The following is a 13,086-nucleotide window of genomic DNA, read 5'->3' as shown; positions in this document are numbered from 1 at the left end:
AGTGATTTAGTTGTCATTACAGCACCGCGTAGCAGCAAGGATTGACACTACACTACTTACTGCATGGCAGCATCACTGATGTGAGCGTAAACGCTGGCGCTGCCATCTTTATGCAGCAGCAGAATGTCGTACGGCATAAAGCGGCCTTCCACTTCCATACCCGGTGATCCAAGCGGCATCGCCGGTACACTCAGGCCAATTGCATCCGGGTGCGACTCAGCAAGAAATTTCCGGATGTATTTAGCAGGGATATGGCCTTCAAAGGCATAGCCCTGCTCCGATACGGCGGTGTGACAGGAATAATACTGTGGCGTGATGCCATAGCGCTCTTTTATGCCGCTTAGATCATCATAGTCTTTCGTCTGTGCAACCACTCCCTGCTGTTCAAGGTGCGATACCCACTTTTTACAGCAACCGCAGCTTGGCGTTTTGTATACCGTGAGGGTTAGTGCTGCTGCACTGTCGGGCACAGCTGTAGTTTCCGGTTTAGCCGGGCCGGCGTCTTTACAGCCGGCCAGTAACGCAGTGGCTGCCAGCATTGCCGCTATCAGAGTTAACTTCATAGTGCTCTCCCGCTGTTGCCTTAGTGCGACCAGTGCACATGCACGATCTTCCAACCGGCGCCTGTATCTACCAGCACCAGCGTTTCTTTACTGATAACGTCAACCGGCTTGCCTTTATAGTCGCCAGTCAGTTGGCTACGGCTAACCGAATAGGCCACCTTGCCCAGCACCTTGGTCTGATGCTCCAGCGCTTCTACCTGTACCGCCGCCATAAATTTCATATCAGCCAGCATATGGTGGCTGGCATACTCGTCAGCCGAGCGCTCTACGCCATTACCTTCGACAATCAGCACGTCATCTGCCAGCATGGCGCGCACCGCTTTGGCATCGCCAGCGCGTAACGCCTGATGAAACGCTTTTACCGCCTGAGCGGCAGCGGTGCTTTCGCCGACGAACAAGGCCGGGGCGGCAGGTTTTTCATTGCCGTGCGCCAGCGCACTAACGGGAGAGAGTAACGCCAGGCCCAGGCTGATGGCAGACAGCGTTTGAATTTTATTGCGAAACATATTAGGTATCCTGTTGTAATTATTAGAATAAAGCGGGCTTAATGGGCTAAGCCCACCACAGTGGTAAAGCTGCTACTGGTTGCCAGTACCAATAGCGCTAACAGCATTTCGATAAAAATAGACCGTGCCAGCAACCGGCTGTTCTGATGTTGCGCCAGCGCTTTGACCAGACTAAATTTGTGCCAGGCAGCCAGCAGTAACATGGCCGCTACCAACATCAACTTAAACAACATTAAGCGGCCATAGTCGGTGACAAACAGTGCACTGGGCGAGTCGAGCAGTTGCAGTAAAATCAACACGCCACAGCTGATAAGCAGTACCAGCAGGTAGAGCGCAACCTGGCCAAACTGCCCCATCAGCGCCACCAGCCTGTCTGGTGCTAAGCGATAACAGCTTTGCCATAGCGGCAGCAACGCGCCTACCCAGGCCGAAATTGCCAGCACATGCAGCGTCAGTAACAGTGGCCACAGGCCTGCCAAACTGGCAACATGGCCGGTTTGGCTGAAACTGGCGGCCAGCAATAACGCGGCCAGGCTAACTACCGCAATGCTCACTACCGCTTTGCCGCTGTGTTTAACGCGCCAGGCCCAAAGCCACAGCGCTGCATAACCGCATAACCATAAAAGCAGCTGGGTGCGCATTGCCGATTGCCAAACCATCTGTAGCATCAGCCTGTCGGCCATGCCAGCTACGCCTGTTTCGGCCAGCGCACCAGCCTGCAGCGGCAGATACAGTAACGCCAGCACCATACCTGCGGCCGACCACCCCAGTACAAGGCGTTTTAACCACAGCCGAAAGGCAAGGCTATCAAACTGTGGCTGAGCCAGCGCCGGCAACTGCAGCAAAAACGCCGCACCAATACTGCCGCTAACCGCTAAATAACTCAGCAGCTTGTGGGCGAATAAGGCTAATACCCAGGTATCGCTAAACATCGCCAATCTCCAGCCATCTAGTGCTGATGCGCGTGCGCGCTATCAGCTTTCCCCCCGGCGTCAGCGCTGGCGTGGAGCATAAAACTGAAATCACCTTTCATTTTATGACCGTCTTCGCCCAAACCTACCCAGTTAACCTGATAACTACCGATCTCCAGCACTGGCAACGGCCAGCTAAACTGCGTGGCGACAGCGGTGGGCGTAAAGCCAAAATCGACAGTGTTACCGTTATCGTGCAACAGCGTGACTTTCGTCAGCCGGATCGGGCCACTAAAGCTGATACTGAGTACATCCGGCGCCTGCATGAGCATGGCGTTATCCGCCGGTACCGAGCCGCTTTGTTTAACATGCGCCAGTACGGGTCCGGCAAACGCCAAACAGAGCAGGGTAAGCAGCGAGATTAATTTGTTCATGTTGACCACCTTATTTATTAACATCCAAATTGATTAAAACCCTGATCTATTAAAACCAGAACCGCACACCGGCAACCCAGGATGTTTCTGCTGTCGATGCATCCTGCAGGCGGGCAAAATCTGCCGTGTTACCATATTTGTTCTGCCACTCGACCCCGACATAGGGCGCAAACTGGCGGCTAAATTCATAGCGTAGCCGAAGCCCGGCGCCCAGTGAAGACAGGCCTTTACCCAGCTGATTGACTGCATCGTCTTTGCCATAGGCGGTTAGCTCCGCCCGGGCCTGCAGGATCAGGCGCTGCGTTAACAGCAGCTCGTATTCTGCCTCGGCACTTAACGCGGTGCGACCACCACTGCCCAGATAAGCCGTGACATCCACTTCAAACCAGTACGGCGCTAGGCCCTGCACACCCAATGCTAACCACTGCCGGTTGGTGCCATCGGCAACCTGATCCAGGCGCAGCCCAAGCTGACCATCCCAATAGGCTGCTATCGCGTGGCTCCATAACAGCTCGGTGCTGCTCTCTTCCAGCTTGCCGTCACTGACTTCAGCTTCGGTTTTCAGCACCAACCGATCATAGGTCGTACCATACCAGGCTTGCAGCTCCAGTTCGCCAGCTTCACTGTCGGCATTGTATTCCAGCCGATCGCCCAGCACGGACCACTGTGAATGTTCAACACCGTGTTTTAAATGGCGTGAATCGGCCATGCCATAGGGCCCGTCAGTCAGGGTGTAGCCGTTGGAGTAGGCATGTGGATCGCGGGCATTAGCCGGCGCCTTACCGCCTTGCATCTGCATATCGGCATGGTTCATCGTGCTGTGATCCATACTGCTGTGATCCACGGCCTGCTCAGCATGGGTCATTTCACTATGGTTCATCTCGGTATGATCCATTTTGCTATGGTCCACTTCGCTGTGGTCCATCTGGCTATGGTCTACGGCCTGCTCAGCGTGGCCCATTTTACTGTGGTCCATGCCGCTATGATCCATCTGACTGTGATCCATGTCACTAGGGTTCGTCTGGCTATGGTCAACCGCCTGCTCAGCGTGGTTCATCTTGCTATGATCCATTTTGCCGTGGTCCATTTTGCTGTGGTCCATGCCACTGTGCGTTGGTACCGGCGGTTTCTCAGTGGCGTTCTGCGCTGCCACGCCAGGGCTGAGCGCCACAGTACAGGCCAGCGCCAGCAGCGACAAGGTTAGCGTTACGTTGGCTGTTTTCATGACACCACCACTTCTCTGAACATACCCGCATCCATATGGAACAATAAATGACAATGCCAGGCCCAGCGCCCGACATCATGCGGCGTGGTTAAAAAGCTGATGCGCTGCGCCGGTTGCACCGGAATGGTATGGCGGCGTACCTGTACGGCACCGTTGTCACTTTCCAGATCACTCCACATACCGTGTAAATGCATCGGGTGGGTCATCATGGTGTCGTTTTGCAAGATCACCCGGATACGCTGATTGTGCTTCATATGCACCGGTGTGCTTTTACTAAACTCTAAGCCATCGAATGACCAGGTGTAGCGCTCCATATTGCCGGTCAGATGCAGCTCAATTTCCGCCTCCGGGCCGCCCGGCTCAATAATACCGTCCAGCGAATGTAAATCGGCCAGGGTCAGCGCGCGCCGCCCGGTATTGCGCAAACCAATGCCCGGATCGTCCAGGTTGGTTCTTGGCATATCCACCCGCATATCCACCGACGGGCCATACTCGGTGCTGGCATGACGCACAGTTGAACTGGCTTTGGCATAAGGCACCGCCGGGCCATGCTGACTGTGATCGATAGCCATAGCACCATGCTGGCTATGATCTTCCGCGCCATTGCCGTGCGCCATCGCGCTGTGGCCGTGGCTGTGGCTGTCGCTTGCGCCATGATTCATATTACCCATCATGTCAGCCATCGTCAGCCACTCCACCGGATCCAGTGCCGGCACCGGGGCGTGCAAGCTCTCGGCCACGGCCAGGGTACCGCGGGCATAGCCACTGCGGTCCATGCTCTGGGCAAAAATGGTGTAGGCATCATTTTGCGGCGAGACGACAACATCATAGGTTTCGCCCGGGCCAAAGCGGAACTCATCTACCGTTACCGGGTGTACATTCTGGCCGTCAGCCTGCACCACAGTCATTTTCAGCTCGGGAATACGCACATCAAAAAAGCTGTTGCTGGAGCCATTGATAAACCGCAGCCGCACGCGCTCACCGCGCTTAAATAGGCCGCGCCAGTTTGCCAGCGGCGAACTGCCATTCATTAAATACGTAAAAGTGGCCGCGGAGATATCCGCCAGATCGGTGGGGTTCATCCGCATTTGCTGCCACATCTGCCGTTTCGCCAGCGCCGCGTCCAGCCCTCTGTCAGTGATATCGCGCAGCATGTCCTGCACTGTTGGCTGATTAAAATTGTACAAATCACTTTGCACTTTTAATTTGCGAAACACAGTGTGTGGATCTTCATCGGTCCAGTCAGATAGTTGCACCACATATTCGCGGTCAGCTTGGATAATATCCTGCTCTTTCGGCTCAATGATCAGCGCGCCATACATGCCGGTCATTTCCTGAAAGCCACTGTGCGAGTGATACCAGTAAGTACCGCTTTGCTTTAGCGTAAAACGATAGACAAAGGTTTCGCCGGGCATAATGCCTCTGAAGCTCATGCCGGGTACGCCGTCCATCTGGTACGGCAATATGATACCGTGCCAGTGAATAGAGCTGGGCACCAACAAGGTGTTGGTTACCCGTATGGTTACCTCATCGCCTTCGCGCAGGCGTAAGGTCGGTGCCGGTATCGAACCATTGATGGTGGTGGCTTTACGTACCACGCCGGTAAAATTCACCAGCGCTTCGCCGATGGTTAAATCAATCACGTTACCGCTGAGCTCAGTGGCATAGCCGGTAAAGGCATTATCGTTAAAGGCGCTACCCGCCCTGACGATATGCGGAAAAGTGGCCAGCACGCCGCCCACCGCCAGCCCCTGCACAAACCGGCGCCGTGAAACAGATACCGGCATCATGGTTTTGGCTTTTGTCATCTGGAACCTCCAATACATTTTGTATGCTAAGCAGTATAGTGTACGAAACTGTCAGCAGCATGACCTGAACATGACAAAGTTGTAATCTTAGCGTCATGTTGCTGTGCGGCGGTTTATGGCCTAATACTGCCAGAGCTATGCCAGATCCATGTTTGGGGAGAACAAGGTGCGTTTGCTGATTGTAGAAGATGAACAAAAAACCGGTGACTATTTAAAGCAAGGCCTGAGCGAAGCCGGTTTTCAGGTGTCACTGGTCAGAAATGGCCTGGATGGCCATCATCTGGCGATGACAGAAGATTTCGATTTAATCATGCTGGATGTGATGCTGCCGGATGTCAGCGGCTTACGCATTGTGCAGGCGCTAAGAGAAAACCATAACCACACGCCGGTGCTGTTTCTGTCGGCCCGCGACAGTGTCGACGACCGGGTAAAAGGCCTGGAGCTTGGCGCCGATGACTACCTGATCAAACCCTTTGCTTTCTCTGAAGTGCTGGCCCGGGTCAGAACCCTGCTACGGCGTGGTCAGGCCGTACCGCAGTCAGAATTATTGCAGGTCGCCGATTTACAACTGGATATCGCCAAGCGTAAAGCCAGCCGCAGCGGCGCCAAAATAACATTGAGTAATCAGGAATTTAGCTTGCTTGAGCTGCTGATGCGCCGCCGCGGCGAAGTACTGCCACGCTCGCTTATCGCCTCGCAGGTGTGGGATATGAATTTTGACAGCGACACCAATGTTATCGATGTGGCTATCCGCCGCTTGCGCGCCAAAATTGATGATGGCTTTGCGGCAAAACTGATCCATACCGTGCGCGGTATGGGCTATAAACTGGACGATGAGCAAACTGATGCATAACGCTGGCACACGCCCTCTCTCGATCATCGTTCGCGTGGTACTTTTTGTCGCGCTAACCATTTCGATTTGCCTGTTCTTCGTGCAGCAATTACTGCTCAACTCAGTCGAACATCACTTTATCGAGCAGGATGCCGACGAATTGGCGGTGATCCTGCACGCGGTTGAGCACACGCTGACTACCGCTCAGGACGGCCAGCAACCACCGGCACAGACGCTCTCCAAAGCGGTATCGGGCCATCACGGTGTTTACTATCAGGTGATGGATAGCCAGAACCGCTTACTGTACCGCAATGCCGACGTTGACTTAAGCCTGCTGGCTGCCAACACCCCGGCCAGCGCCGACTACAATGCCAAAACCATCCACCACTGGCAGTTGGACGGCAAAGCCTATCGCGGCGTGTTCAGCCGCCTGACCACGGCAGATCAGCAGTATCAGGTGATTGCCGCTATCGACATCAGTTTTCACACCCATTTCTTGGCGCAGTTACAGCGCAGCCTGGGGCTGATTTTACTCGGCTCTGCGCTGCTCACCTTGCTGGCGGCCTGGCTGGCGGTGCATCAGGGGTTGAATCCACTCAGAGGCCTTAGCGAGCAAATGCGTGATATTCAAACCAGTAAACTGGATATTCGTTTATCACCGGGCGAGGTTCCGGCCGAGCTGCGCCACATGGTGCAGTCTTTTAACCTGATGTTAGATCGGCTGGAGCAGGGATTTACCAAGCTGTCGCACTTTAGTGCCGACATCGCCCACGAGCTGCGCACGCCGCTGACCAATATGATCACGCAAACGCAGGTCAGCTTATCGCGCGCGCGCAGCGCCGACGAGTACCAGAATCTGCTGTTCTCCAATCTGGAAGAGCTGGAGCGGCTGAATAAAATGATTAGCGATATGCTGTGGCTGGCCAAAAGTGACAATGGCCTGTTAACACTGCAAAAGCAGCCGCTGGAGCTAAAGCAGGAAGTGGCCGCAATTTTCAACTTTTTCGAAGCCTGGGCGGCAGAAAGTCAGGTTGGCCTTAGCTATCACGGTGCCAATATTATTGTGCAGGCAGATCGCACCTTGCTGCGCCACGCCCTGACCAATTTATTATCCAATGCGCTTAGGTATACCCCGCCCGGCGAAACCATTACCGTCAGCACCACCGCAGCAGCCGACAGCACCACCATCACGGTAGAAAACCCGGGCCAGCCGATCCCGCCACAGCATTTGCCGTTTTTATTCGATCGCTTCTATCGTGCTGACGCCTCGCGCCAACGCCAGATAGAAGGCTCGGGTTTGGGCCTAGCCATTACCAAAGCCATAGTCGATGCTCATCAGGGCCAGTTAAGCGTCGAATCAGATGCGCGCTCTACCCGCTTTAGCATCAGGCTTAAACTGGCGTGACGTCGGTTAAACTCACCGCGGTGCTATGCGGTATTAGCCAAGTAACATCCACAGCGCCACGCCAAACATCAGGCTGGCGCCGATGCGGTTTAAATACTGCACCCGGTTAGTTTTACTAAAAAACAGCGCCAAAGCTTTGCCGCCACTGGCGTACAGCAACATAGAGCCAAATTCCAGCAACAGAATAATTGCCACTAACACCAGCAACTGCGGCCAGAATGCCAGCTGGCTGTCGATAAACGGCGGCAGCAGCGCCATATGAAACGCCCAGCCTTTGGGGTTAGACACTGCCGTAATAAAACCCTGGCTAAATAAAGTACGCCGCGCCAGCCTGGCAGGCAGCTCGCCTGGTTGCGGCAACGCCAGTTTGCCTTTAGCACGCCACATTTGCAGGCCTATGTAAGTGAGATATACCGCACCGGCAACTTTAAAACCCTGAAAAAAAGCCGGAAACTGCAGCATTATCGCCGCCACACCGCACACCGCCAGTATTGCCACCAACGCCACGCCGAGCATTTCGCCCCACATCATCCACAGCGTACGGCGCACGCCCTGGCTCATGCCCAACGTCATCGCCAGTGTCATGCACATGCCCGGGGTAACCGAAACAAACAAAAACGTCGGAATAAACGCGCCCAGCAACGCCAGATTAACCATAACCACCTCAACTGCAAGATGGCGCTATTCTGGCCGGTTGCAGCAGCGCCAGCAAGGGCGTAAAGTAGGAACGCTATTTAAAGGATTTAGCCCAAAAATCAAAGCGACTCTCGCGGTATATCTTTGCCTTGCCCTGCACGCAGTTCTTCCTGCTGCGGTAACTCCTGCCAGCATCCTGCCAACTCACGTACGGTTTGCGGCCAGTCGGCGTGATAGCCTTTGTAGTCTCAACAATAAAACTTAATGAAAAAACTTTAGTGTTATTTTGTACAACCTTTGAGATTGTTTGCTCAGTTCTGGTTATCTTGATGCCAGTACGACAGAAAAAATGTTACATATGAATTAGAAAGGTATGGGCTGGCATCCTAGGTCTAATCTTAACAGTTAAGGGGCCGCCGAATAGAGCTATACCTTTACATCAGCAGCATAATCAATGCTCCCGCGATCATAAATAAGTTTTCTGATAGCGATACAAATCCAAGTGGCACACTGCTATCGCCGCCTACACAGGCACACTTTAACTGGCGTTTGTCGATGTAAACGGCTTTGAAAACTGAAATTGCTCCAACTGTGCCGATAAACAATGAAAATGGTGCCACTGCGAGAGGCTGTAGTTGGGCAACCATACCAATACCTGCATATGCTTCAATGAAGGTAAGCGTCCGGCCAACCACACCTAGCAACACCATTTTTTGTATTTGAAAATACCTTCAACTTTTTATTGGAGGTCATTATGAATTCACCCATCCCTAAACGTTGGCTTTAAACCTTCCAAGTACACCTCATTTAACACTCGCTATGACAAACTAAATGTTAAGGGCTCTGCTGGCTACCAGGCATACCGCCAAAGCCGTTGTGTTATTCCAGCTAAAGGCTTTGGCGAAACGGAATATTTGAACTACAAGCCTCTGCATTACCACGATATGGTTGCCAAAGATGGCGCTATATTACTTGGTGGCCTTTGTAGGGAATGGATTAACAAAGATACCGGCGAAACTGCACTGTCTTGCTCAGTGATCACAATACCACCACACCCCAAGCTGATGCATATTCATACGAAGGCATCACCACTCTTAATGCCTCTAAATACTGAGTTGGTGGACCGCTGGCTGGATGAAAGTATTACTGACCCGATAGAGTTCGAGCCACTGCTGCAGCCGCATATACCTTATGACCTGCTTGCTATACAGATAGATAAACCGAGCACCTATAAAGCCATGAACAACGAAAGCAGTTTGATTAGTCATGATGTAGCAAACTAGGGCTTGTTGACGTTTCGAGATTAAATTTTGTTCGCTCTGGCGGCGTTGCCGGATTATGGCATCAACCTGGCCAATGGTTAGCGTTCATTTTCAAGCCCGTGCCATACCCGCAGAATAATAATGGTGTTGCTATGTAATGAATAACGCACAACGTAGTGGCCAAAGATGATGTCACGAATGACATCCGGCACAGGCGCCAGCGCAACCGGAGTGCCGAGCTTAGGAAAGGCTGGCAACAGCTGAATTTTACTTATTAACTCTGCAGCTACTCTGTTGGCGGCGGTTGGATTATGCACGGCGATAAACTGCCGTAAACGCTTTAAATCGCCGATAGCCTCATCGGTATAAACTAATTTCACTTAACCGATCCCGGTGCAGCCTGTTCATGTTCCGTTCCCCAGCTGCTTAACCAGTTGTGCACTTCACCGGCGTCCACCACTTTTCCCTGCGCTGCAGATTCCATAGCATCCAGGGTTTGTTGCCAGCGAGCTAGCTCCAACTGCTGCTTATCTATGTATTCCGCTAAGGCCTGATTAATCACCCAGCCTTTACTGCGATTAAGCCTGTTAGCGATAGCATCCAACTGCTGCTCAACCTCGGCTTGTAAGCGAACTGTCGTCACGCTCATGCTTTTCACCTTTAGCAAAACAATGTAATACATTGTAGTCAGCTTAGATCAGATACGCAATTTAACGGTGAAGCGGCACGGGGTCTCAGTTATTTAATTTTTGTCTGACTCCACTTATTTCGCCCGCTAAGCATATCAATGCAATTGTTGCAGTGAGAACAACAGCTGGATCTGACCCCGAATGTCCAACCAGATAATCCGATGAGATGCCGGTCTGTCTCACTCTCATGCAAAGGTAAGATCAACCATTTAATCCCCTTACCCGAAAAACCGAAGAAAAATGGCGAGTAGAGACTCGCCATTTTCCGCTACCCCCTCGACGTATCCAGCTTAAACCGAACCACGAAGCCGCAGCGAGTTGAATACAACGGACGCTGAACTCAGACTCATCGCCAGGGCTGCAAACATGGGTGATAGAAGCAACCCGGCAAACGGGTACAGGACGCCAGCAGCCAGTGGAACGCCTAACGCATTATAAATGAACGCAAAACCAAGGTTCTGCTTCATATTGAGAACAGTCTTGTTTGACAGGTCCCGGGCAATCGAGATACCCCGCAGGTCTCCTTTTACCAAGGTGATTTGCGCACTGTTCATCGCTACGTCCGTCCCGGTTCCCATAGCGATACCGACATTCGCCTTGGCCAGTGCCGGGGCATCGTTGATGCCGTCGCCCGCCATCGCAACGATGCAACCTTCTGATTGAAGCTTATCAACCAGATTCAGCTTGTCGGCCGGTTTCACTTCGCCATGAACTTCGTCTATGCCTAGTTGTTCGGCGACCGCTTTTGCCGTTGAAATACCGTCACCAGTAGCCATGATGACCCTGATTCCCGCGGCCTTGAGCGCCTGTACCGCTTCAGGGGTGCTCTGTTTGATGGGGTCGGAAACGGCGAGTAGGCCGACCAGTGTGCCGTCAACCGCCAGGTACATCACACTCGCACCCTTTATCCTCCATCCCTCAGCGGTGGCAGCCAGGCCATCAACATTGACGTTATCCTGCTGCATGAACGCAGTGTTGCCCAACAGCAGTATTTTGCCTTCAACCTTGCCCCGTACGCCTATGCCGCTACCCGAGTCAAAGTCGTCCACTGGGCTGAGCACCAAATTACGTTCGCGCGCAGCGCTGACAATAGCGTCAGCCAAAGGATGCTCGCTGCCTTGATCGAGGCTGGCAGCCAGGCGCAAGATTTCATCGGCGTCCAACTCGCCAGCGGAAACAGCCTGATCGAATGCGGGTCGGCCTTCTGTCAAGGTGCCGGTCTTGTCTACGATGAGCGTATCGACTTTGCGCAGATTTTCTATTGCTGCTGCATCACGAAACAGAACACCCTGGGTTGCGCCTCGTCCGGTAGCAACCATGACTGACATGGGCGTTGCGAGCCCCAGCGCACAAGGGCAAGCGATGATCAGAACAGCGACCGCATTGATCAGGCCATAGACCCAGCTTGGCTGCGGGCCGAACATGCCCCACACGACCAAGGTGAGGATGGCGATGGCTACCACCGCCATGACAAAGTAACCCGCCACCAAATCAGCCATCCGTTGCATCGGCGCCCGAGAGCGTTGGGCCTGAGCCACCAACTGGACAATTTGTGACAACACAGTGGCCGAGCCGACTTTCTCCGCCCGGATCACAAGTGCACCAGAGGTGTTCATCGTTGCCCCTATGACCTTGTCACCCGGGCGCTTGCTGATGGGTAACGATTCACCAGTCAACATGGATTCATCGAGAGAACTTGCACCCTCTTCAACAATGCCATCGACAGGAACTTTCTCACCGGGACGTACGCGTAAACGATCACCTTCATGCACATGCGTCAGCGGTACTTCTTCTTCTGTTCCGTCTGCATTGATACGGCGGGCCGTCTTGGGCGCCAGACCGAGCAATGACCGGACGGCAGCGGATGTCTGGGAACGCGCGCGAAGCTCCAGCACCTGACCAAACAGCGTAAGGGAAATGATCACCACTGCGGCTTCGAAATAAACCGCCACACGCCCCATGGACATGAATGTTTCCGGAAATATACCGGGAGCTACGGTTGCCAGCGTGCTGTAGACGAAGGCGGCACCGGTACCCAAGCCGATGAGCGTCCACATGTTGGGACTGCGGTTGACCACTGATTGCCAACCCCGTACGAAGAACGGCTGTCCGGCCCACAGCACCACGGGAAGCGACAGTACAAGCTCTATCCACGTTTGCGTCGCCATCTCGAACCAGCCAAGCTGTGGCCCAAACATGGCAAGCACCGTGACAATGACGGTAAAAGGCAATGTCCACCAGAATCGCCTGGAAAAATCGTCCAGCTCGGGATTGTCATCTTCCAGACTGGGCATCAGGGGTTCAAGTGCCATGCCGCATTTAGGGCAGGTTCCGGGGTTGTCCTGACGTATTTCCGGATGCATCGGGCACGTATAAATTGTGCCTTTGACCGCTTCCGAGGGAGGTGGCGGGGTTGGTGAAAGAAACTTCTCAGGGTCATGCTGGAATCTATTCATGCATTTGGTGCTGCAGAAGTAGTAAGTTTTACCCGCATGCTCAACATGCTGGGCAGAGTCTGCCGTTACACCCATGCCGCAGACCGGGTCTGTAAGCCCTGAGCCCGTGTGGGAGGGTGTATGGTGATGACAATGAGACTCAGAATTATCGTGAACCATGGATAAGCACCTTTCCAAATAAGCAGGCAGTTTGCGCCGCGTTTTTTGCGGCTTCTTAAAGGAGGAGATTACATGAATCATGATACCATAAACTTATTAGGGCTTGTTGATCTTTCGTGATGGATTATTAGACAGCATGATGGGCTGGTATAATTACTTTCGCCAAAAACTAACCATGACAACCCATCATGCCAAGAACA

Annotated in this window: 14 protein-coding genes; 3 read left to right on the top strand and 11 right to left on the bottom strand. The window is 53.2% G+C overall.

The genetic code is table 11. The annotated features are described in order from the left end of the window. Positions 1 to 56: 56 nt before the first annotated feature. Genes H141_RS0118750 through H141_RS0118725 form a run of 6 tightly spaced genes read right to left on the bottom strand, consistent with a single transcriptional unit; the run spans position 57 to position 5,447 of the window. Positions 57 to 563, bottom strand: a complete 507-nt coding sequence (locus H141_RS0118750) for a DUF411 domain-containing protein (protein ID WP_019677685.1) — start codon at positions 561 to 563, stop codon at positions 57 to 59. 20 nt (positions 564 to 583) lie between these two features. Further along, positions 584 to 1,069: a YybH family protein gene (locus tag H141_RS0118745; RefSeq protein WP_008985535.1), complete on the bottom strand. Its 486-nt coding sequence runs from the start codon at positions 1,067 to 1,069 to the stop codon at positions 584 to 586. A 38-nt stretch (positions 1,070 to 1,107) separates the two neighbouring features. Then, positions 1,108 to 2,001 carry a CopD family protein gene (locus H141_RS0118740; protein ID WP_019677684.1) on the bottom strand — a complete coding sequence of 298 codons (894 nt, stop codon included), beginning with the start codon at positions 1,999 to 2,001 and terminating at the stop codon, positions 1,108 to 1,110. Between the two features lie 17 nt (positions 2,002 to 2,018). Next, positions 2,019 to 2,414: a copper resistance CopC family protein gene (locus tag H141_RS0118735; protein WP_008985533.1), complete on the bottom strand. Its 396-nt coding sequence runs from the start codon at positions 2,412 to 2,414 to the stop codon at positions 2,019 to 2,021. 49 nt (positions 2,415 to 2,463) lie between these two features. Then, the gene (locus H141_RS0118730; RefSeq protein WP_019677683.1) at positions 2,464 to 3,639 is read right to left on the bottom strand and encodes a copper resistance protein B; all 1,176 of its coding nucleotides are present in this window, start codon (positions 3,637 to 3,639) and stop codon (positions 2,464 to 2,466) included. Beyond that, positions 3,636 to 5,447 (bottom strand): copper resistance system multicopper oxidase, encoded by a 1,812-nt coding sequence (locus tag H141_RS0118725; RefSeq protein ID WP_019677815.1) that lies wholly within the window; start codon positions 5,445 to 5,447, stop codon positions 3,636 to 3,638. Before H141_RS0118725 ends, H141_RS0118730 begins: the two co-directional genes overlap by 4 nt. Before the next feature lie 166 nt (positions 5,448 to 5,613). Here H141_RS0118725 and H141_RS0118720 point away from each other — a divergent pair, with 166 nt between their 5' ends. Together H141_RS0118720 and H141_RS0118715 are read left to right on the top strand one after the other, a co-directional pair. Continuing rightward, on the top strand, positions 5,614 to 6,300 hold the full coding sequence (locus H141_RS0118720) for a heavy metal response regulator transcription factor (protein ID WP_008950841.1): 687 nt from the start codon (positions 5,614 to 5,616) through the stop codon (positions 6,298 to 6,300). Then, positions 6,281 to 7,684 (top strand): Cu(+)/Ag(+) sensor histidine kinase, encoded by a 1,404-nt coding sequence (locus tag H141_RS0118715; RefSeq protein WP_240473151.1) that lies wholly within the window; start codon positions 6,281 to 6,283, stop codon positions 7,682 to 7,684. The genes H141_RS0118720 and H141_RS0118715 overlap by 20 nt, the downstream gene beginning before the upstream one ends. A 33-nt stretch (positions 7,685 to 7,717) precedes the next feature. On the opposite strand, the gene H141_RS0118710 is transcribed toward H141_RS0118715, so the two are convergent. Then, entirely contained in the window at positions 7,718 to 8,341 is a 624-nt protein-coding gene (locus tag H141_RS0118710) for a LysE family translocator (RefSeq protein ID WP_019677812.1), read from the bottom strand. Positions 8,342 to 8,754: 413 nt separating this feature from the next. After that, a complete protein-coding gene (locus H141_RS0118705; protein WP_240473150.1) occupies positions 8,755 to 8,967 on the bottom strand; it encodes a hypothetical protein in 213 nt (70 codons plus the stop codon). 111 nt (positions 8,968 to 9,078) lie between these two features. Here H141_RS0118705 and H141_RS21325 point away from each other — a divergent pair, with 111 nt between their 5' ends. After that, positions 9,079 to 9,603 carry an SOS response-associated peptidase family protein gene (locus H141_RS21325; protein ID WP_083923090.1) on the top strand — a complete coding sequence of 175 codons (525 nt, stop codon included), beginning with the start codon at positions 9,079 to 9,081 and terminating at the stop codon, positions 9,601 to 9,603. Between the two features lie 77 nt (positions 9,604 to 9,680). Here the strand turns inward: H141_RS21325 and H141_RS0118695 are convergent, their stop codons facing one another. The 3 genes from H141_RS0118695 to H141_RS0118685 all read right to left on the bottom strand — a co-directional run bounded on the left by H141_RS0118695 (position 9,681) and on the right by H141_RS0118685 (position 12,886). Next, on the bottom strand, positions 9,681 to 9,962 hold the full coding sequence (locus H141_RS0118695) for a type II toxin-antitoxin system RelE/ParE family toxin (protein ID WP_019677809.1): 282 nt from the start codon (positions 9,960 to 9,962) through the stop codon (positions 9,681 to 9,683). After that, entirely contained in the window at positions 9,959 to 10,231 is a 273-nt protein-coding gene (locus tag H141_RS0118690; RefSeq protein WP_019677808.1) for a CopG family ribbon-helix-helix protein, read from the bottom strand. The genes H141_RS0118695 and H141_RS0118690 overlap by 4 nt, the downstream gene beginning before the upstream one ends. Before the next feature lie 330 nt (positions 10,232 to 10,561). Beyond that, positions 10,562 to 12,886 (bottom strand): heavy metal translocating P-type ATPase, encoded by a 2,325-nt coding sequence (locus H141_RS0118685; protein WP_083923088.1) that lies wholly within the window; start codon positions 12,884 to 12,886, stop codon positions 10,562 to 10,564. Positions 12,887 to 13,086: the final 200 nt, after the last annotated feature.

It is taken from the genome of Arsukibacterium perlucidum DSM 18276, from assembly GCF_000382165.1.
In the GTDB taxonomy this organism is placed as follows: Bacteria; Pseudomonadota; Gammaproteobacteria; order Enterobacterales; family Alteromonadaceae; genus Alishewanella; species Alishewanella perlucidum.
Note: the sequence above shows the minus strand (reverse complement) of the source record. Positions and strands in the feature narration are given on the sequence as shown.